Below are 19,692 nucleotides of genomic sequence, written 5' to 3' on the forward strand. Positions count from 1 at the left end.
GATTTGTTCCTGAATCAGGCCGCCGTAGGGATGAGGGTTTACGCTCTCATATATGACGACAACGAGCGGGTCTGCCCCGCCACCCAAACGAGGTAATCAGGGTGCTAAATTTCGAGCAAAAAAAGGTTGTTGTCGCGGAAGTCAACGAGGTGGCCAGCAACGCACTCTCGGCGGTTGCAGCGGAATATTCCGGCCTGTCGGTGTTCGACATGACCAACCTGAGATCGGCGGCGCGTGACAACGGCGTCTATCTCCGGGTGGTGCGCAACACCCTCGCGCGCCGGGCCCTGGAAGGCACGGACTTCGAGTGCATGCGTGATGGACTGGTGGGACACCTGGTGCTCGCCTTCTCCCAGGAAGATCCTGGGGCGGCGGCCCGGGTGGTGAAAGAGTTCAGGAAGGGTAACGATAAGCTCGACGTCAGGCTTATCTCCATCGGCGGCAAGCTGCTGGAGCCCGGGGACCTCGATCGCCTGGCCAAGATGCCCAACAAGGAGCAGGCCATCAGCATGCTCATGTCGGTCATGAAGGCCCCCATCGACAAGTTCGTGCGTACCCTGGCAGAACCCAACGCCAAGCTGGTGCGGACCATCGCAGCAGTCCGGGACCAGAAGAAATCCGCGGCATAGCCCTCCGGCCGACAACGGTTATACAACTTTCAGATTCAGGAGCAAGACGAAATGGCAGTTAGCAAAGAAGAGATCCTCGAGACCATCTCCAACATGACAGTCATGGAAGTGGTGGACCTCGTAGAGGCAATGGAAGAGAAGTTCGGTGTCTCCGCCGCCGCCCCCATGGCCATGGCGGCGGCCCCCGCCGAGGGTGGCGGTGCGGCTGCCGAGGAACAAACGGAGTTCGACGTGGTGATGAGCAGCTTCGGCGCCAATAAGGTCTCCGTCATCAAGGCCGTGCGTGCCATCACCGGTCTGGGCCTCAAGGAGGCCAAGGACATGGTTGAAGCGGTGCCGGCGACGGTCAAGGAAGGCGTGTCCAAGGAAGACGCCGAAGATGTCAAGAAGCAGCTCGAGGAGGCGGGAGCGACCGTCGAAGTAAAATAGCTTCATTGCAACACATCAAAAGCTATACGGCAGCATCGGCTGGGGGCCACCGGTCCCCGGCCTTTTTCCGTTTCCGGGCATCCGGCGCCGCAACCTGTCTGTCGGACCGTGGCGTGCATGTTTCAAGACAGACCGCTGACCCGACTATCCGAGGAACTCCCTGATGGGCTATTCGTTCACCGAGAAAAAACGTATCCGCAAGGATTTTGGAAAGCGTCCCAGCGTTCTCGACGTACCATTCCTGCTGGCCACCCAGATCGATTCCTATCGCGGTTTCCTGCAAACCGGGACGGAGACGGGAGGTCACGATGGACACGGGCTGGAGGCGGCTTTCAGTTCCGTATTCCCCATCGTCAGCTATTCGGGTAACGCGGCCCTCGAATACGTCAGTTATCGTCTGGGCAAGCCGGTGTTCGACGTCAAGGAGTGTCAGGTGAGGGGGGTGACCTACGCCTCTTCCCTGCGGGTGAAGTTGCGCCTGGTGATCTACGACAAGGAATCCAAGGGCGAGAACAAGCCGGTCAAGGACGTCAAGGAACAGGAAGTCTACATGGGTGAGATACCCCTGATGACGGATAACGGGACCTTCGTCATCAACGGTACCGAGCGGGTCATCGTCTCCCAGATGCACCGCTCCCCCGGTGTCTTCTTCGAGCATGATCGCGGCAAGACCCACTCCTCCGGCAAATTGCTGTTCTCGGCGCGGGTGATCCCCTATCGCGGCTCCTGGCTGGACTTCGAATTCGACCCGAAGGACTGCGTGTTCGTGCGTATCGACCGCCGCCGCAAGTTGCCCGCCACCATCCTGCTGCGGGCCCTCGGCTACGACAACGAACAGATCCTCGATATGTTCTTCGAGACCAACAGTTTCGAACTCACGAAGAAGCTGGTGCGGTTGAAGCTGGTGCCGGAACGTCTGCGTGGCGACACCCTGAATTTCGATATCAAGGACGGTGAAGGTAACGTCATAGTCGAAGGCGGGCGGCGTATCACGGCCCGTCACATCAAGGCCATGGAGAAGGCGGGGCTCGAGAAGCTCGAGGTGCCCATGGACTTCCTCGTCGGCAAGATGATTGCCAAGGACGTGGTGGACAAGGATACCGGTGAGGTGGTCATCAAGGCCAACGACGAGCTGACGGAAGAGTCCATAGAGACGTTGCGTACCCTCGGGGCGCGTTCCTTCGACACTCTGTATACCAATGATTACGATAACGGGCCGTACATCTCCGATACCCTGCGCATCGACAACTCCACCACCCCCCTGGAGGCGCAGGTGGAGATCTACCGCATGATGCGCCCCGGAGAGCCGCCCACCAAGGAGGCGGCCCAGGGCCTGTTCAACAACCTGTTCTTCAGTTCGGACCGCTATGACCTGTCCGAGGTGGGGCGGATGAAGTTCAACCGCCGCATCGGGCGGGACGAGCCCGAGGGCCCGGGGACCCTGGCCAACGAGGACGTCATCGATGTCCTCAAGGTGCTCATCGACATCAAGAACGGCAAGGGCACGGTGGACGACATCGACCACCTGGGCAACCGTCGCGTGCGCAGCGTGGGCGAGATGGCGGAGAACCAGTTCCGCGTCGGCCTGGTGCGGGTGGAGCGCGCGGTGAAGGAGCGTCTGTCTCTGGCCGAGGCCGAGGAACTCATGCCCCAGGAGCTGATCAACGCCAAGCCCGTGTCGGCGGTCATCAAGGAGTTCTTCGGCTCCTCCCAGTTGTCCCAGTTCATGGACCAGAACAATCCCCTGTCCGAGGTTACCCACAAGCGCCGTATCTCGGCCCTGGGTCCGGGCGGCCTGACCCGCGAGCGGGCGGGGTTCGAGGTGCGGGACGTCCACCCCACTCACTACGGCCGGGTCTGCCCCATCGAGACCCCGGAGGGCCCGAACATCGGGCTCATCAACTCCCTGGCCTGCTATGCCCGCACCAACCGCTACGGCTTCCTGGAAACCCCCTACCGCAAGGTGGTGGACTCCAAGGTGACGGACGACGTGGAATACCTGTCGGCCATCGAGGAGGGTCGCTATATCATCGCCCAGGCCAACGCCGCATTGGGCGATGGCGGCGCATTGACGGACAGCCTGGTGTCATGCCGCTTCCAGAACGAGTTCGGTCTGTTTGCACCGGAGCGGGTGGAGTACATGGACGTGTCGCCGCGCCAGATCGTCTCCGTGGCGGCCTCTCTCGTCCCCTTCCTCGAGCACGACGATGCCAACCGTGCCCTCATGGGCTCCAATATGCAACGTCAGGCGGTACCCACCCTGCTGGCGGAGAAGCCCTTGGTGGGCACCGGCATGGAGCGCAACGTCGCCAAGGACTCCGGCGTGACCGCGGTGGCGCGTCGGGGCGGCATGGTGCATACGGTGGATGCGGCACGCATCGTGGTGCGGGTCAATGACGACGAGGCGGAGGCGGGGGAGGCCGGTGTGGATATCTACAACCTCACCAAGTATTCCCGCTCCAACCAGAACACCTGCATCAACCAGAAGCCCCTGGTGAAGCCCGGGGATGTGATCTCCCGGGGGGACATCCTGGCCGATGGGCCCTCCACCGATCTGGGCGAACTGGCCCTGGGCCAGAATATGCTGGTGGCCTTCATGCCCTGGAACGGCTACAACTTCGAAGACTCCATTCTCATCTCCGAGCGGGTGGTCGAGGAGGATCGCTACACCTCCATCCATATCGAGGAGATGGTGTGCGTGTCCCGGGATACCAAGCTCGGGCCCGAGGAGATCTCCGCCGATATCCCCAACGTCAGCGAGGCCGCCCTGGCCAAGCTCGACGAGGCCGGTATCGTCTATGTGGGTGCCGAGGTGAACCCGGGGGACATCCTGGTGGGCAAGGTGACGCCCAAGGGCGAGACCCAGCTCACCCCCGAGGAGAAGCTGCTGCGGGCCATCTTCGGTGAGAAGGCCTCGGATGTGAAGGATACGTCGCTCAGGGTGCCTTCGGGCATGAACGGCACCGTCATCGACATCCAGGTGTTCACCCGCGACGGGGTGGAGAAGGATTCCCGCGCCCGCCAGATCGAGGACGCGGAGCTGACCCGTATCAAGAAGGACCTTCAGGACCAGTTCCGTATCGTGGAGAACGATACCTACGCCCGTCTCGAGCGCCTGCTGGTGGGCAAGGTGGTGGAGGGTGGCCCCGCGGGGCTCGAGGCCGGCACCAAGATCACCAAGAGCTATCTCGCTGAACTCGACCGCAAGAAGTGGTTCGAGATCCGCGCCAAGAGCGAGGAGGCGAATCTGCAGCTCGAGCGCGCCAAGGGCCAGCTGGAGCAGATGCAGCAGACCCTGGATGAACAGTACGATGAGAAGAAGGCCAAGCTCACCACCGGTGACGACCTCGCCCCCGGTGTCCTCAAGATGGTCAAGGTCTATCTGGCCGTCAAGCGGCGCATGCAGTCCGGCGACAAGATGGCGGGGCGTCACGGCAACAAGGGCGTGATTTCCACCATCGTACCAGTGGAGGATATGCCCTACATGGAAGACGGCACGCCGGTGGACGTGGTGCTGAACCCCCTGGGTGTGCCTTCGCGCATGAATGTGGGGCAGGTGCTAGAGACCCATCTGGGCTGGGCGGCCAAGGGCCTGGGGCTGCGCCTCGGGCGCATGCTCGACGAACAGAAGCCGATAGAAGAGGTACGGGGTTTCGTGGAGCGGATCTACCAGACCATGGAAGGAGAGGGCAGGCTCGAGGATATTGCGGCGCTGTCCGATGACGAGGTCACGGAGCTGGCCGGCAATCTGCGCGGCGGCGTGCCCATGGCCACCCCGGTGTTCGACGGGGCATCCGAGGCCGAGATCAAGTCCATGCTGGAGCTCGCGGGCCTGCCCCTGAGTGGGCAGACCGCCCTCTATGACGGGCGCACCGGAGATGCCTTCGAACGCCCCGTCACCGTTGGCTACATGTATATGCTGAAGCTCAACCATCTGGTGGCGGACAAGATGCACGCCCGCTCCACCGGGCCCTACAGCCTGGTCACCCAGCAGCCCCTGGGCGGCAAGGCCCAGTTCGGTGGCCAGCGCTTCGGTGAGATGGAGGTATGGGCGCTGGAGGCCTACGGCGCCTCCTATACCCTGCAGGAGATGCTGACCGTCAAGTCGGACGACGTGAACGGGCGCACCCGCATGTACAAGAACATCGTCGATGGCGACCACCGCATGGAGGCGGGTATGCCGGAATCCTTCAACGTGCTGGTGAAGGAGATCCGATCCCTCGGCATCGACATCAAACTGGAACAGAACTGAGCCGGAAGCAGGGGCCCCGGGCCGGCCAGACGGCCGCGGCCCCCCAGGCGGGAGAGACGACGTGAAAGACCTGTTGAACATGTTGAAGCAGCAGACCCAGGTGGAGGAGTTCGACGCCATCCGCATCGGTCTGGCATCACCCGAGAAGATCCGCTCCTGGTCCTATGGCGAGGTGAAAAAACCGGAGACCATCAATTACCGGACCTTCAAGCCCGAGCGGGATGGCCTGTTCTGTGCCAAGATCTTCGGCCCGGTGAAGGACTACGAGTGCCTGTGCGGCAAATACAAACGCCTCAAGCATCGTGGCGTGATCTGCGAGAAGTGCGGGGTCGAAGTGACCCTGGCCAAGGTGCGGCGCGAGCGCATGGGGCACATCGAGCTGGCCAGCCCGGTGGCCCATATCTGGTTTCTCAAGTCCCTGCCCTCGCGCATGGGCCTGCTGCTGGATATGGCCCTGCGGGAGATCGAACGGGTGCTCTACTTCGAGGCCTTCGTGGTGGTGGACCCCGGCATGACGCCCCTGGAGCGCGGCCAGCTGCTGTCCGACGAGGGTTATCTGGACGCCATCGAGCAGCATGGTGACGAGTTCGATGCCCGCATGGGTGCCGAGGCCGTCTACGAGTTGCTGCGCACCCTCGACCTCAAGTCCGAGGCGGTCAAGCTGCGCGAGGAGATGGGGGCCACCAATTCCGAGACCAAGCTGAAGAAGATCTCCAAGCGTCTCAAGCTCATCGAGGCCCTGCTGGCCTCCGACAACAAGCCGGAGTGGATGGTGCTGACGGTGCTGCCGGTGCTGCCGCCGGAGCTGCGTCCCCTGGTGCCCCTGGATGGCGGGCGTTTCGCCACTTCCGACCTGAATGACCTCTATCGGCGGGTCATCAACCGCAACAACCGCCTCAAGCGCTTGCTCGACCTCAATGCGCCCGACATCATCGTGCGTAACGAGAAGCGCATGCTGCAGGAGTCCGTGGATGCGCTGCTGGACAACGGCCGCCGCGGCCGCGCCATCACCGGTACCAACAAGCGCCCGTTGAAGTCTCTGGCCGACATGATCAAGGGCAAGCAGGGACGCTTCCGCCAGAACCTCCTCGGCAAGCGCGTGGACTACTCCGGGCGTTCCGTCATCGTGGTGGGGCCGACCCTGAAGCTGCACCAGTGTGGTCTGCCCAAGAAGATGGCCCTGGAGCTGTTCAAGCCCTTCATCTTCTCGAAGCTCGAGCTGCGCGGCATGGCCACCACCATCAAGGCGGCCAAGAAGATGGTGGAGCGGGAGGGGCCGGAGGTCTGGGATATTCTCGAGGAGGTGATCCGCGAGCATCCCGTGATGCTGAACCGCGCCCCCACCCTGCACCGCCTCGGTATCCAGGCTTTCGAGCCGGTGCTCATCGAGGGCCGTGCCATTCAGCTCCATCCGCTGGTTTGCACCGCCTTCAACGCGGACTTCGACGGCGACCAGATGGCGGTCCATGTGCCGCTGTCTCTCGAGGCTCAGCTCGAGGCGCGGACCCTTATGATGTCCACCAACAACATCCTGTCGCCCGCCAACGGTGAGCCCATCATCGTGCCCAGCCAGGACGTGGTGCTGGGCATCTACTACATGAGCCGCGAGCGCCTCGATGCCAAGGGCACCGGCATGGTGTTTGCGGATGTGGATGAGGTGGAGCGGGCCCACAGCGCCGGGGTGGTGGAACTCCACGCCCGCATCAAGGTGCGGATTCGCGATGTGGTCATCGACCCCGACGGCAACCGCGAGGAGCGTTCGCGGGTCGTGGACACCACCGCCGGGCGGGCCCTGCTGTCGGAGATCCTGCCGGAGGGCATGCCCTTCGAGATCATCAACGACGTGATGGGCAAGAAGGCGATTTCCAGGCTCATCAATTCCGCCTACCGTATCGTCGGCCTCAAGGACACCGTGGTGTTCGCCGACCGGCTCATGTACACGGGCTTCCACTATGCCACCCGCTCGGGTACCTCCATCGGCGTGGACGACATGGAGGTGCCGCCGGAGAAACGCGCCATCCTCGAGGAAGCGGAGGCCACGGTAAAGGAGATCGAGGACCAGTACGCCTCCGGCCTGGTGACCAACGGCGAGCGCTACAACAAGGTGGTGGACGTGTGGTCCACCACCAACGAGCAGGTGGCCAAGGCCATGATGGGGCGGCTCGGCACCGAGCGTGTCATCGATGCCAAGGGCAACGAGGCCGAGCAACCCTCCTTCAACTCCATCTTCATGATGGCCGATTCCGGCGCCCGTGGTTCGGCGGCCCAGATCCGGCAGCTGGCGGGCATGCGCGGCCTCATGGCCAAGCCCGACGGCTCCATCATCGAGACCCCCATCACCGCCAACTTTCGTGAGGGGTTGAATGTCATCCAGTACTTCATCTCCACCCACGGCGCCCGTAAGGGCTTGGCGGACACCGCCCTCAAGACCGCCAACTCGGGCTATCTGACCCGCCGCCTCGTGGACGTGTCCCAGGACATGGTGATCACCGAGGACGATTGCGGTACCAGCGCAGGCCTCACCCTCACCTCCATTATCGAGGGCGGTGACGTGGTCGAGGCCCTCGCCGAACGAGTCCTCGGCCGTACCATGGCCAGTGACGTGGTGAAACCGGGCACCAACGAGACCCTGGTGGCCGCGGGCACCCTGCTGGACGAGCGTCTGGTGGAGCGGCTCGAGGAGCAGGGCGTCGACGAGGTGAGGGTGCGTTCGGTCATCACCTGCGACACCCGTCACGGTGTGTGTGCGGCCTGTTACGGCCGCGACCTGGCGCGCGGTCACCTGGTGGACAGCGGCGAGGCCGTGGGTGTCGTCGCGGCCCAGTCCATCGGTGAGCCGGGTACCCAGCTCACCATGCGTACCTTCCATATCGGTGGCGCGGCCTCGCGGGCCGCCGCGGTATCCAATGTGGAAGTGAAGAATCCGGGCAGCGTGCGCCTCCACAACATCAAGCTGGTGAAGAACAGTAGTGGTCAATACGTGGCCGTCTCCCGTTCCGGCGAGGTGGCCATCCACGACGACCACGGTCGCGAGCGTGAGCGTTACAAGGTGCCCTACGGCGCCACCATCACGGTGGAGGAGGATGAACAGGTGAAGGGGGGCCAGATCGTGGCCAACTGGGATCCCCACACTCATCCCGTGATCACCGAGGTGGAGGGCCGTATCAAGTTCACCGATGTGGTGGATGGGGTGACCGTCAAGGAAGAGATGGACGAGGTCACCGGCCTGTCCAGCGTGGTGGTGATGGACCCCAAGGAGCGTACTTCGGCCGCCAAGGACATGACCCCCAAGATCCTGCTGGTGGATGAGGGGGGCAAGCCCCTCAACATCATCGGTACCACCATCCCCGCCCAGTATCCGCTGCCGGCCGGCGCGGTCATCACCGTGACCGACGGCAAGGACGTGGGCGTGGGCGACGTGCTTGCCCGTCTGCCCCAGGAGTCCTCGAAGACTCGCGACATCACTGGTGGTCTGCCGCGCGTCGCCGACCTGTTCGAGGCGCGCAAACCCAAGGAGTCCGCGGTGCTGGCGGAGGTCACGGGTACGGTGTCCTTCGGTAAGGAGACCAAAGGCAAGCAGCGCCTCATCATCACGGATGCGGATGGCGAGCAGACGGAGATGCTCATACCCAAGTGGCGCCAGGTCACGGTGTTCGAGGGCGAGCACGTGGAGAAGGGCGAGATGATCGTGGATGGCGCCCTGTCGCCCCATGACATCCTGCGCCTGCGGGGCGTCGATGCCGTAGCCTCCTATATCACCAACGAGGTACAGGACGTCTACCGCCTGCAGGGCGTGAAGATCAACGACAAGCACATCGAGGTCATCGTGCGCCAGATGCTGCGCCGGGCGGAGGTCTACGATCCGGGTGACACCCAGTTGCTCAAGGGCGAGCAAATGGACCGCGGGCGTATACTCGAGGAGAACGAGCGGGTGGAGGCCGAAGGCGGCCGCCCGGCGCGCTGGGAGCCCCAGTTGCTCGGCATCACCAAGGCGTCCCTGTCCACCGACTCCTTCATCTCGGCGGCCTCCTTCCAGGAGACCACCCGGGTGCTCACCGAGGCCTCCGTCAGCGGCCGTATGGACCCCCTGCGCGGGCTCAAGGAGAACGTCATCGTCGGCCGGCTCATTCCCGCCGGTACCGGTATGGCCTATCACGAGGAGCGGCGCCGGCGCCGGGCGTTGGAGGACGGCACGGCGGATATGGAGGCCGCTGAGCAGGCCTTCGAGGGCCTGATGGTGAAGGATGACGAGGCGGCCGAGAGCGGAACCGGGCCCGCCGAGGAGTGAGGCGACGCCTCATGGGGCGGGCAGGGGTTCAGTGCCGGTCCGGACCGCCCCGCGGGCCCGCACGAGCCTCGAGGAGCTGAAAAGGGCCTGCAGACTGCGGTTGTCCGGGAGGGCCCCGGGAGGATGATAACGGGGGCGGGCGCATCACGGCCCTTGACATGACGCCCCCGTGACCATACACTTTCGCGCCTTTGTTGTACCGGGGCCTGGGGACGAACAGCCCCCGTTTTTTTCTGGTAGCCAACCGTGTTTTGGTTCCCGATACAGACCGAATTTGCGACGTGTTCAGGCACTTGGCACACGTCGCCGGTATGCTATTCGCCATTTTTTGTTAGTCGGAGCACATCTTCAATGGCCACAGTCAACCAGCTGGTGCGCAAGCCGCGTAAGCGCCGGAGCAAAAAGAGCAACGTCCCTGCGTTGGAGGCGTCGCCCCAGAAACGAGGTGTCTGCACCCGCGTCTACACGACGACGCCCAAGAAGCCCAACTCGGCCTTGCGCAAGGTTGCCCGGGTGCGCCTCACCAACGGCTACGAGGTGTCTTCCTACATCGGCGGCGAAGGCCACAACCTTCAGGAACACTCGGTGGTGCTTATTCGCGGCGGACGCGTCAAGGACTTGCCGGGTGTGCGTTACCACACGGTGCGCGGCAGCCTGGATACCTCCGGTGTCAAGGACCGCAAACAGGGCCGTTCCAAGTACGGCGCAAAACGACCCAAGGGCTAACCGGCAAAAACGGTTCGAATCGATCATGTCAAGAAGAAGAGAAGCTGAAAAGCGCGAGATACTTCCCGACCCCAAGTACGGGAACAAGACCGTCGCCAAGTTCATCAATATGGTGATGTTCAGCGGTAAGAAATCGCTGGCGGAACGTGTGGTCTACGGCGCCCTGTCCAAGGTGGCGGAGCGTAGCAACCAGGAACCGCTGGAGATTTTCGAGAAGGCGCTGGAGAACGTGCGCCCCATGGTGGAGGTCAAGTCACGGCGCGTCGGCGGTGCCACCTACCAGGTGCCGGTGGAGGTGCGTTCGGCGCGCCAGATGGCACTGGCCATGCGGTGGCTGGTGGACGCCTCCCGCAAGCGCGGAGAGAAGAGCATGGGGTTGCGCCTGGCAGGCGAACTGCAGGACGCGGCCGAGAGCCGGGGAGCGGCGATGAAGAAACGCGAAGATATCCACCGCATGGCCGAGGCCAACAAGGCCTTCTCCCATTACCGTTGGTGATGTCGCGCCTCCCCATAGAACGCAGTAAACAGGAATAACGAACCGTGCCACGCAAAACCCCAATCGAGCGCTATCGCAATATCGGCATCATGGCTCACATCGATGCCGGTAAGACGACGACCACCGAGCGCGTGCTGTTCTACACCGGTATCTCCCATAAGATGGGTGAGGTGCATGACGGTGCGGCCGTCATGGACTGGATGGAGCAGGAACAGGAGCGTGGCATCACCATCACCTCCGCCGCCACCACGTGTTTCTGGAGCGGCATGGCCAAGCAGTATCCCGAGCATCGCGTCAACATCATCGACACTCCGGGACACGTGGATTTCACCATCGAGGTGGAACGCTCCCTGCGGGTGCTGGACGGGGCCGTATTCGTGCTGTGCGCGGTGGGCGGTGTCGAGCCCCAGTCCGAGACCGTGTGGCGCCAGGCCAACAAGTACAAGGTCCCGCGCATGGCCTTCGTCAACAAGATGGATCGCTCCGGCGCGGATTTCCTGCGCGTGGTGGGCCAGCTCAGGGAGCGCCTGGGGGCCACCCCCGTGCCCCTGCAACTGCCCATCGGCGCCGAAGAGGGCTTCGAAGGGGTGGTGGACCTCATCAAGATGAAGGCCATCTACTGGGACACCGAGAACATGGGCGCCAACTTCGAGGAGCGGGAGATCGCCCCGGAGATGCTGGAGGCTTGCCAGCAGTGGCGGGAGACCATGGTGGAGGCCGCCGCCGAGGCCAACGAAGAACTGATGGAGAAGTACCTCGAGGGTGGTGAACTGAGCCAGGAGGAGATCCTCACGGGATTGCGCAAGCGCACTTTGGAACTCGAGATCGTGCCGGCCCTGTGCGGCTCCGCCTTCAAGAACAAGGGCGTGCAGGCGATGCTGGACAAGGTGGTGGAGATCATGCCCTCGCCGGTGGATGTGCCGCCCATCACCGGGATCCTGGACGACGAGGTCACGGTGGCGAGCCGGAAATCCAGCGACGAGGAGCCGTTCGCCGCGCTCGCCTTCAAGATCGCCACCGATCCTTTCGTCGGCACCCTGACCTTCTTCCGCGTATACTCCGGCGTCCTGTCATCGGGCGACACCGTTTACAACCCCATCAAGGGCAAGAAGGAGCGGGTGGGCCGCATCCTGCAGATGCATTCCAACTCCCGAGAGGAGATCAAGGAGGTGCGTGCGGGGGATATCGCCGCCGCCGTGGGTCTCAAGGACGTCACCACGGGGGAGACCCTGTGTGCCGCCAACAGCATCATCACCCTGGAGCGCATGGAGTTCCCGGAGCCCGTCATCGCGGTGGCCGTGGAGCCCAAGACCAAGGCGGACCAGGAGAAGATGGGCGTGGCGCTGTCGAAACTGGCCCAGGAGGACCCCTCGTTCCGGGTCAATACCGACGAGGAGTCCGGCCAGACCATCATCTCCGGCATGGGCGAGCTGCACCTCGACATCATCGTCGACCGCATGCGCCGGGAGTTCAAGGTGGAGGCCAATGTGGGTGCGCCCCAGGTGGCCTATCGCGAGAGCATCCGCAAGTCGGTGGAGCAGGAAGGCAAGTTCGTGCGCCAGTCCGGCGGCCGTGGCCAGTATGGTCATGTGTGGCTGCGTCTCGAGCCCCGCGAGCCCGGTGCGGGCTATGAATTCGTCAACGGTATCGTCGGTGGCGTGGTGCCCCGGGAGTACATCCCGGCGGTGGACAAGGGCGTGCGGGAGCAGATGGAAAATGGTGTCATCGCCGGGTACCCGGTGGTGGATGTCAAGGTCACCCTCTACGACGGCTCCTACCACGATGTCGACTCCTCGGAGATGGCCTTCAAGATCGCCGGTTCCATGTGCTTCAAGGAGGGCGCCAAGCACGCCAGCCCCGCGCTCCTCGAGCCCATCATGAAGGTCGAGGTGGTCACGCCGGAGGAATATATGGGTGACGTCATGGGCGACCTGAACCGTCGTCGCGGACTCGTCCAGGGTATGGACGATGTGCCCAGTGGCAAGGTCATCCGAGCCGATGTGCCGCTGGCGGAGATGTTCGGCTATGCCACGGATCTGCGCTCGGCTACCCAGGGACGAGCGACCTATTCCATGGAGTTCTCGAAGTACAGTGAGGCGCCGGCGAACATCGCCGAAGCCGTCATCAAGAAGAACCAGTAACCAGTCAGATAACGAGTGAGGTGGTAACCCGTGTCTAAGGAAAAGTTCCAAAGAAAGAAGCCGCACGTCAACGTGGGGACCATTGGTCACGTGGACCACGGCAAGACGACGCTGACGGCGGCGATCACGGTAGTGCAGGCGGGCAAGTTCGGTGGCGAACAGCGGGCCTACGACCAGATCGACAACGCGCCCGAAGAGCGGGAGCGGGGCATCACCATCGCGACGGCGCACGTGGAGTACGAGTCGGAGGCGCGCCACTACGCGCACGTGGACTGCCCGGGCCACGCGGACTACGTGAAGAACATGATCACGGGTGCGGCGCAGATGGACGGCGCCATCCTGGTGGTGAGCGCGGCAGACGGCCCGATGCCGCAGACGCGGGAGCACATTCTGCTGTCACGCCAGGTGGGGGTGCCGTACATCGTGGTGTACCTGAACAAGGCGGACATGGTGGACGATGCGGAGCTCCTGGAACTGGTGGAGATGGAGGTTCGGGAACTGCTGGACAAGTACGATTTTCCGGGAGACGACACGCCCATCGTGACGGGTTCGGCGCTCAAGGCGCTGGAAGGAGACACATCGGAGATCGGCACGCCGTCCATCGACAAGCTGGTGCAGGCGCTGGACGACTACATCCCGGAGCCGGAGCGCGCGGTGGACGGGGCGTTCCTGATGCCCATCGAGGACGTGTTCTCGATCTCGGGCCGCGGTACGGTGGTGACGGGCCGCGTCGAGCGCGGCGTGGTGAAGGTCGGCGAGGAGTTGGAGATCGTCGGCATCAAGGACACGAAGAAGACGACGTGCACGGGTGTCGAGATGTTCCGCAAGCTGCTGGACGAGGGCGTGGCGGGAGACAACGTGGGTGTGCTGCTTCGTGGTACGAAGCGCGACGACGTCGAGCGTGGCCAGGTGCTGGCGAAGCCGGGGTCGATCACGCCGCACACGAAGTTCGAGGCGGAGGTTTACGTGCTGTCGAAGGACGAGGGAGGTCGCCACACGCCGTTTTTCGGGGGTTACCGGCCGCAGTTCTACTTCCGGACGACGGACGTGACGGGCTCGGTGGACCTGCCGGAGGGCGTGGAGATGGTGATGCCGGGTGACAACGTGAAGATGACGGTGTCGCTGATTGCGCCGATTGCGATGGAAGATGGCCTGCGTTTCGCGGTTCGCGAGGGCGGCCGTACCGTGGGCGCCGGCGTCGTCGCCAAGATCCTCGAATAACAGTCGATCCAGTAGCCCCACACTCATAGAGCAGAGCTAGAACACCATGGCAGCGACAAGTCAGAAAATCCGCATCCGCTTGAAGGCGTTCGACCATCGCCTCATCGATCAGTCTGCTCAGGAGATCCTTGAGACGGCACTGCGTACGGGCGCCCAGGTGAGGGGGCCTATTCCGTTGCCGACCCGCAAGGAGCGGTTCACCTTGCTGGTATCCCCCCACGTCAACAAGGACGCACGGGATCAGTACGAGATCCGTACCCACAAGCGGTTGCTGGATATCGTGGATCCGACGGATAAGACCGTGGATGCGCTGATGAAACTCGATCTCGCCGCCGGCGTGGACGTTCAGATCAAGCTCAGTTAACAACCAACGATACGAATCAGCTCAAGGGTTGCAGCCATGTCAGTCGGAATAGTCGGTCGCAAAGCGGGAATGACGCGCATCTTCACGGAAGACGGTGTTTCCATTCCTGTCACCGTCATCGAGGTGGAGAACAACCGCATCACGCAGGTGAAGGATGAGGAGACCGATGGTTATCGAGCCCTCCAGATCACCTGGGGTGCGCGCCGTGCCAGCCGCGTCAACAAGTCCGCCGTCGGTCATTTTGCCAAGGCCGGGGTGGAGGCGGGGCGGGGAATGCGGGAATTCCGCCTCGAGGCCGACGACGGCGGCGAGTTCGAGGTCGGGCAGGAGATCAAGGTCTCGCGTTTCGAGGCCGGCCAGAAGGTGGATGTTTCCGGCACCAGCAAGGGCAAGGGCTTCGCGGGCGTGGTGAAACGCCACCATTTCCGTACCCAGGACGCCACCCATGGCAATTCGTTGTCTCACCGGGCGCCCGGATCCATCGGCCAGAACCAGTCTCCCGGGCGCGTGTTCAAGGGCAAGAAGATGGCGGGGCAGCTCGGTAACGTGAAGCGCACCACCCAGAATCTCGAGGTGGTGCGGGTCGACGAGGAACGCAATCTGCTTCTCATCAGGGGGGCCGTACCGGGTGCCACCGGCTGCGACGTCGTGGTTTGTCCGGCGGTCAAGGCCTGAGTAACAACAAGAGGTTTAGGTTAATGGATCTGGCTGTCAAGAATTCAAGCGGCGAAAGCGCCGGCACCGTGAGCGTGAGCGATACGGCCTTCGGTGCCGCCTACAACGGCGTGATGGTCCATCAGGTGGTGACGGCGTATCTGGCCGGCGCCCGCTCGGGCACCAAGGCCCAGAAGAATCGCGCCGCGGTGGCCGGTGGCGGGGCCAAGCCCTGGCGCCAGAAAGGCACGGGACGGGCGCGGGCCGGTACCATCCGCAGTCCGTTGTGGCGTGGCGGTGGTGTGACCTTCGCGGCCCAGCCGCGCAACTACGACCAGAAGGTCAACCGCAAGATGTATCGGGGCGCCCTGCGCTCGATCCTGTCGGAGTTGGTGCGCCAGGAACGCCTGGTGGTGGTGGAGTCCTTCGACCTGGATGCGCCCAAGACCAAGGCCCTGGTGGCGCAACTCGACAGGCTCGGCCTGCGTGACGTGCTGGTGGTGGTGGCGGCCGAGGCCGACAACCTGCAACTGGCGGCGCGTAACCTGCACAAGGTGGACGTGCGGGCGGCGGCGGCGGTCGACCCCTACAGCCTGGTGGCCTTCGACACGGTGCTCGTCACCGCGGCGGCTCTGAAAAAGCTCGAGGAGCGTGTGGCATGAACTTGCAAGAACAACGTCTGATGAAGGTTCTGCTCTCGCCCCATGTGTCGGAGAAGGGCACGCGCTGCGCCGATGCCCACGGCCAGGTGGTGTTCCGGGTCATGCCCGATGCCACCAAGCCGGAGGTCAAGGCCGCGGTGGAGAAGCTCTTCAAGGTGGACGTGGAAGGCGTGCAGATCGTCAATATGAAGGGCAAGCGTAAGTCTTTCAGCCGCATCTCCGGTCGGCGCGCCGACTGGAAGAAGGCATACGTCAAGCTCAAGGCCGGCCAGGACATCGATTTCCTGGGCGGCGACTAAGCGCAGTAGAGGAACAGCCAGATGCCCATCGTAAAGGCCAAACCAACTTCTGCGGGACGCCGGTTCGTCGTCAAGGTCGCGGATCCGTCCCTCCATAAGGGAGAGCCTCACGGCGCCCTCGTCTCGAAGAAGACCCGGGGCGGAGGTCGCAACAATCATGGCCGCATCACGGTGCGTCACGTCGGCGGCGGCCACAAGCAGCGCTACCGCATAGTCGACTTCAAACGCGACAAGGACGGTATCGCCGGACGAATCGAGCGTCTGGAGTATGATCCGAACCGCAGTGCCCGGTTGGCGTTGGTGCTTTATGCGGATGGCGAGCGTCGCTACATCATCGCACCGCGGGGCGCCGAGGTGGGCGCGCCCGTGATGTCCGGAGTGGAGGCCCCCATCAAGGCCGGAAACTGCCTGCCCCTGCGCAATATCCCGGTGGGCTCCGTCGTGCATTGCGTCGAGCTCAAGCCCGGAAAAGGCGCCCAGATGGCCCGTTCCGCCGGGGCCGGCGTGCAGTTACTGGCCCGCGAGGGCGGCTACGCGACTCTCAGGCTCAGGTCCGGAGAGATGCGACGGGTGCCCACGGAATGTCGCGCCACCATAGGCGAGGTGGGTAACAGCGAGCACGCCTTGCGCAAGCTGGGCAAGGCCGGCGCGAAGCGCTGGCGGGGCGTGCGTCCCACGGTGCGTGGTGTGGCCATGAACCCGGTCGACCATCCCCACGGTGGTGGCGAGGGCCGCACATCCGGCGGCCGTCACCCGGTGACGCCCTGGGGTGTGTCCACCAAGGGTCACAAGACGCGCAAGAACAAGCGTACCGATAAATTCATTGTCCGTCGGCGCAGCAACAAGCGTTAAGTCGGCAAGAGGTCATATAAAGTGCCACGTTCAATCAAGAAAGGCCCATTCGTAGACCACCACTTGGCTAAGAAGGTGGAAGAGGCCCAGGAAACCAACAGCAAGCGACCCATCAAGACCTGGTCGCGCCGCTCCCTGGTGCTGCCTGACATGGTCGGTCTGACCATTGCCATCCACAACGGCAGACAGCATGTGCCGGTTCTCATCACGGAGAACATGGTGGGTCACAAACTCGGCGAGTTTGCCATTACCCGCACCTTCCGCGGGCACGCGGCGGATCGCAAGGCCAAGCGCTAGGCGGAGATGGAATGATGGAAGCGGCAGCGAAATTGAAATTTGCTCGATTGTCCGCCCAGAAGGGGCGGTTGGTGGCCGACCAGGTGCGGGGTCTGCAGGTCGAGAGGGCCCTGGAGATGCTGGCCTTCAGCAACAAGAAGGCCGCCGCCATAGTGCGCAAGGTGTTGGAATCCGCCATTGCCAACGCCGAGCACAATGAAGGCGCGGACGTGGATGAATTGAAGGTGGCCACCATTTGTGTGGACGAGGGCCCCACGCACAAGCGCATGCGCGCCCGGGCCAAGGGGCGGGGCACTCGGATCTTAAAACGCACCAGTCACATTTCCGTGACGGTGTCCGACAAGGCTTAGTAGAGAGTCGCTATGGGTCAGAAAGTATCGCCAATAGGTATTCGTCTCGGTATCGTCAAGGATTGGAACTCCCGTTGGTATGCCGACAAGGGGGAGTATGCCGAATACCTCAATACCGATCTGAACGTCCGCCAGTATCTGCGCAAGCGGCTGGCCAGTGCATCGGTCAGTCGGGTGCAGATCGACCGCACCGGCGGCAAGGTGCGGATCGTCATTCACACGGCACGCCCGGGCATCGTCATCGGTAAGAAAGGTGAGGACATCGAGGCCCTGCGGGTGGAACTGAGCCGGATGATCAAGATCCCGGTGCAGAACCTCACCCTCGGCATCGAGGAGATCCGCAAGCCGGAACTGGACGCCAATCTGGTGGCCGAGAGCGTGGCCCAGCAACTGGAGCGCCGCATCATGTTTCGGCGCGCCATGAAGCGGGCGGTGGGCAACACCATGCGGTTGGGTGCCCAGGGGATACGGATCAATGTCGCGGGACGCTTGAACGGCGCGGAGATCGCCCGCTCCGAATGGTACCGGGAAGGTCGTGTGCCCTTGCACACCCTGCGCGCCGATATCGATTACGGCTTCGCCGAGGCCAAGACGACCTACGGCGTCATCGGTATCAAGGTCTGGATCTTCAAAGGGGAGATCTTCGACGTCCATCCGGCCGGCGCAGAGAAGGGCGCCGACAAATCAGCCGCGGCAGGCTAAGAACAGGTAGAAGACCATGCTGCAACCGAAGAGAACCAAGTTCAGAAAGCAACATAAGGGGCGTAACCGGGGGCTCGCTTTTCGCGGCAGCCAGGTGAGCTTCGGCGAGTTCGGACTGAAGGCAAAGGGACGGGGTCGTATCACGGCGCGTCAGATCGAGGCGGCGCGGCGCGCCATGACCCGTCATATCAAGCGTGGTGGCAAGATCTGGATTCGTGTCTTCCCGGACAAGCCCATCACCAAGAAGCCCCTCGAGGTCAGACAGGGCAAGGGCAAGGGAGCCGTCGAATACTGGGTCGCCCTGGTGCAGCCCGGTAGCATGCTCTATGAGATGGAAGGTGTATCGGAGACCGTGGCGCGTGAGGCCTTCCGTCTTGCGGCGGCCAAGCTGCCCGTGGAAACCACCTTTATAAGCCGGACGATGCTGTGATGAAGGCGAATGCTTTGAGAGAAATGACCCTGGATCAACTCGGCGATGAGCTCAGCGCCCGCCTGCGGGAGCAGTTCAACCTGCGTATGCAGAAAGGCGCCGGCCAGCTGTCCCGCCCCGATCAGGTGTTGAAGACGCGGCGCGACATCGCGCGGATCCAGACCATCATGAACGAAAAGAAGCGTGGAGCGGGTGACGGCAAATGAGTGATTCCGACAGCCAGGTGAGTCGAACCCTTACGGGTCGTGTCATCAGTGACAAGATGGACAAGACCAGAACGGTGCTCGTGGAACGCCGGGTCAAGCATCCCATGTACAAGAAATTCATTCGCCGTTCCACCAAGTACCACGTGCATGATGAGAACAACGACAGCCATACCGGCGATACGGTGCTCATCCGGGAAGGCCGTCCGGTGTCGAAGACCAAGTCGTGGCGACTGCATGGCGTCGTGGAGCGGGCGAGATAACAGCCACAAAGGCGGCATGCCGCCGATGTGACGGAGAAATACGATGATTCAGATGCAGACAATGCTTGCTGCGGCGGACAACAGCGGGGCGCGCCGCGTGCAGTGCATCAAGGTATTGGGGGGCTCGCATCGGCGTTATGCAGGCATCGGCGATGTCATAAAGGTGACCGTCAAGGAAGCCATCCCCCGAGGCAAGGTGAAGAAAGGCGAGGTCTACAACGCCGTGGTGGTACGGACGCGCAAGGGGGTGCGCCGGCCCGATGGCTCGCTGATCCGCTTCGACGGCAACGCCGCCGTGCTGCTTAACAATCAGTTGCAGCCCATCGGCACCCGCATCTTCGGTCCGGTAACGCGCGAATTGCGCGGCGAGCGGTTCATGAAGATCATCTCCCTCGCGCCGGAAGTGCTTTAAGACGATTCAAAGGGTAACGGCA

General features: G+C 63.1%; 20 protein-coding genes. All 20 read left to right on the forward strand.

Translation table 11 applies throughout. The features are described 5' to 3' along the window. Window positions 1-101 precede the first annotated feature (101 nt). The gene (gene rplJ, locus U5S82_10760; protein MDZ7752120.1) at window positions 102-629 is read left to right on the forward strand and encodes a 50S ribosomal protein L10; all 528 of its coding nucleotides are present in this window, start codon (window positions 102-104) and stop codon (window positions 627-629) included. Between the two features lie 51 nt (window positions 630-680). After that, window positions 681-1,058, forward strand: coding sequence for a 50S ribosomal protein L7/L12 (gene rplL, locus U5S82_10765; GenBank protein ID MDZ7752121.1), 378 nt, complete (start codon window positions 681-683; stop codon window positions 1,056-1,058). A 163-nt stretch (window positions 1,059-1,221) separates the two neighbouring features. Continuing rightward, complete coding sequence (rpoB, locus tag U5S82_10770; GenBank protein ID MDZ7752122.1) at window positions 1,222-5,310, forward strand: DNA-directed RNA polymerase subunit beta; 4,089 nt, start codon at window positions 1,222-1,224, stop codon at window positions 5,308-5,310. A 61-nt stretch (window positions 5,311-5,371) separates the two neighbouring features. Continuing rightward, a complete protein-coding gene (rpoC, locus tag U5S82_10775) occupies window positions 5,372-9,598 on the forward strand; it encodes a DNA-directed RNA polymerase subunit beta' (protein ID MDZ7752123.1) in 4,227 nt (1,408 codons plus the stop codon). A 351-nt stretch (window positions 9,599-9,949) separates the two neighbouring features. Beyond that, the gene (gene rpsL, locus U5S82_10780) at window positions 9,950-10,324 is read left to right on the forward strand and encodes a 30S ribosomal protein S12 (protein MDZ7752124.1); all 375 of its coding nucleotides are present in this window, start codon (window positions 9,950-9,952) and stop codon (window positions 10,322-10,324) included. 25 nt (window positions 10,325-10,349) lie between these two features. Beyond that, window positions 10,350-10,820, forward strand: coding sequence for a 30S ribosomal protein S7 (rpsG, locus tag U5S82_10785; GenBank protein ID MDZ7752125.1), 471 nt, complete (start codon window positions 10,350-10,352; stop codon window positions 10,818-10,820). Between the two features lie 44 nt (window positions 10,821-10,864). Further along, window positions 10,865-12,961: an elongation factor G gene (gene fusA / locus U5S82_10790; GenBank protein ID MDZ7752126.1), complete on the forward strand. Its 2,097-nt coding sequence runs from the start codon at window positions 10,865-10,867 to the stop codon at window positions 12,959-12,961. A 30-nt stretch (window positions 12,962-12,991) separates the two neighbouring features. After that, window positions 12,992-14,182, forward strand: a complete 1,191-nt coding sequence (gene tuf / locus U5S82_10795) for an elongation factor Tu (protein MDZ7752127.1) — start codon at window positions 12,992-12,994, stop codon at window positions 14,180-14,182. A gap of 46 nt (window positions 14,183-14,228) precedes the next feature. Beyond that, a complete protein-coding gene (rpsJ, locus tag U5S82_10800) occupies window positions 14,229-14,546 on the forward strand; it encodes a 30S ribosomal protein S10 (protein ID MDZ7752128.1) in 318 nt (105 codons plus the stop codon). 36 nt (window positions 14,547-14,582) lie between these two features. Continuing rightward, on the forward strand, window positions 14,583-15,221 hold the full coding sequence (rplC, locus tag U5S82_10805; GenBank protein ID MDZ7752129.1) for a 50S ribosomal protein L3: 639 nt from the start codon (window positions 14,583-14,585) through the stop codon (window positions 15,219-15,221). A 23-nt stretch (window positions 15,222-15,244) separates the two neighbouring features. Further along, window positions 15,245-15,862, forward strand: a complete 618-nt coding sequence (gene rplD, locus U5S82_10810; GenBank protein ID MDZ7752130.1) for a 50S ribosomal protein L4 — start codon at window positions 15,245-15,247, stop codon at window positions 15,860-15,862. Window positions 15,863-15,864: 2 nt separating this feature from the next. Then, window positions 15,865-16,161 (forward strand): 50S ribosomal protein L23, encoded by a 297-nt coding sequence (gene rplW, locus U5S82_10815; protein ID MDZ7752131.1) that lies wholly within the window; start codon window positions 15,865-15,867, stop codon window positions 16,159-16,161. Between the two features lie 21 nt (window positions 16,162-16,182). Further along, on the forward strand, window positions 16,183-17,013 hold the full coding sequence (gene rplB, locus U5S82_10820; protein ID MDZ7752132.1) for a 50S ribosomal protein L2: 831 nt from the start codon (window positions 16,183-16,185) through the stop codon (window positions 17,011-17,013). Between the two features lie 21 nt (window positions 17,014-17,034). Then, window positions 17,035-17,310, forward strand: a complete 276-nt coding sequence (gene rpsS / locus U5S82_10825) for a 30S ribosomal protein S19 (GenBank protein ID MDZ7752133.1) — start codon at window positions 17,035-17,037, stop codon at window positions 17,308-17,310. Between the two features lie 14 nt (window positions 17,311-17,324). After that, the gene (gene rplV, locus U5S82_10830; protein ID MDZ7752134.1) at window positions 17,325-17,660 is read left to right on the forward strand and encodes a 50S ribosomal protein L22; all 336 of its coding nucleotides are present in this window, start codon (window positions 17,325-17,327) and stop codon (window positions 17,658-17,660) included. Between the two features lie 12 nt (window positions 17,661-17,672). Further along, a complete protein-coding gene (gene rpsC, locus U5S82_10835; GenBank protein ID MDZ7752135.1) occupies window positions 17,673-18,362 on the forward strand; it encodes a 30S ribosomal protein S3 in 690 nt (229 codons plus the stop codon). A 16-nt stretch (window positions 18,363-18,378) separates the two neighbouring features. Further along, a complete protein-coding gene (rplP, locus tag U5S82_10840) occupies window positions 18,379-18,792 on the forward strand; it encodes a 50S ribosomal protein L16 (GenBank protein ID MDZ7752136.1) in 414 nt (137 codons plus the stop codon). Beyond that, the gene (rpmC, locus tag U5S82_10845; GenBank protein ID MDZ7752137.1) at window positions 18,792-18,998 is read left to right on the forward strand and encodes a 50S ribosomal protein L29; all 207 of its coding nucleotides are present in this window, start codon (window positions 18,792-18,794) and stop codon (window positions 18,996-18,998) included. The genes rplP and rpmC overlap by 1 nt, the downstream gene beginning before the upstream one ends. Then, complete coding sequence (gene rpsQ / locus U5S82_10850) at window positions 18,995-19,258, forward strand: 30S ribosomal protein S17 (GenBank protein MDZ7752138.1); 264 nt, start codon at window positions 18,995-18,997, stop codon at window positions 19,256-19,258. Before rpmC ends, rpsQ begins: the two co-directional genes overlap by 4 nt. A gap of 43 nt (window positions 19,259-19,301) precedes the next feature. Further along, window positions 19,302-19,670, forward strand: a complete 369-nt coding sequence (gene rplN, locus U5S82_10855) for a 50S ribosomal protein L14 (protein ID MDZ7752139.1) — start codon at window positions 19,302-19,304, stop codon at window positions 19,668-19,670. Window positions 19,671-19,692 lie beyond the last annotated feature (22 nt).

The organism is Gammaproteobacteria bacterium (genome assembly GCA_034522055.1).
Classification (GTDB): Bacteria; Pseudomonadota; Gammaproteobacteria; order JAABTG01; family JAABTG01; genus JAABTG01.

What these genes read in the sequence shown, in the direction of transcription:
- rplL (MDZ7752121.1), top strand. Translation starts at nt 681, where the DNA reads ATGGCAGTTAGCAAAGAAGAGATCCTCGAGACCATCTCCAACATGACA.
- rpoB (MDZ7752122.1), top strand. Translation starts at nt 1,222, where the DNA reads ATGGGCTATTCGTTCACCGAGAAAAAACGTATCCGCAAGGATTTTGGA.
- rpsL (MDZ7752124.1), top strand. Translation starts at nt 9,950, where the DNA reads ATGGCCACAGTCAACCAGCTGGTGCGCAAGCCGCGTAAGCGCCGGAGC.
- rpsG (MDZ7752125.1), top strand. Translation starts at nt 10,350, where the DNA reads ATGTCAAGAAGAAGAGAAGCTGAAAAGCGCGAGATACTTCCCGACCCC.
- rpsJ (MDZ7752128.1), top strand. Translation starts at nt 14,229, where the DNA reads ATGGCAGCGACAAGTCAGAAAATCCGCATCCGCTTGAAGGCGTTCGAC.
- rplC (MDZ7752129.1), top strand. Translation starts at nt 14,583, where the DNA reads ATGTCAGTCGGAATAGTCGGTCGCAAAGCGGGAATGACGCGCATCTTC.
- rplD (MDZ7752130.1), top strand. Translation starts at nt 15,245, where the DNA reads ATGGATCTGGCTGTCAAGAATTCAAGCGGCGAAAGCGCCGGCACCGTG.
- rplB (MDZ7752132.1), top strand. Translation starts at nt 16,183, where the DNA reads ATGCCCATCGTAAAGGCCAAACCAACTTCTGCGGGACGCCGGTTCGTC.
- rplV (MDZ7752134.1), top strand. Translation starts at nt 17,325, where the DNA reads ATGGAAGCGGCAGCGAAATTGAAATTTGCTCGATTGTCCGCCCAGAAG.
- rpsC (MDZ7752135.1), top strand. Translation starts at nt 17,673, where the DNA reads ATGGGTCAGAAAGTATCGCCAATAGGTATTCGTCTCGGTATCGTCAAG.
- rplP (MDZ7752136.1), top strand. Translation starts at nt 18,379, where the DNA reads ATGCTGCAACCGAAGAGAACCAAGTTCAGAAAGCAACATAAGGGGCGT.
- rpmC (MDZ7752137.1), top strand. Translation starts at nt 18,792, where the DNA reads ATGAAGGCGAATGCTTTGAGAGAAATGACCCTGGATCAACTCGGCGAT.
- rpsQ (MDZ7752138.1), top strand. Translation starts at nt 18,995, where the DNA reads ATGAGTGATTCCGACAGCCAGGTGAGTCGAACCCTTACGGGTCGTGTC.
- rplN (MDZ7752139.1), top strand. Translation starts at nt 19,302, where the DNA reads ATGATTCAGATGCAGACAATGCTTGCTGCGGCGGACAACAGCGGGGCG.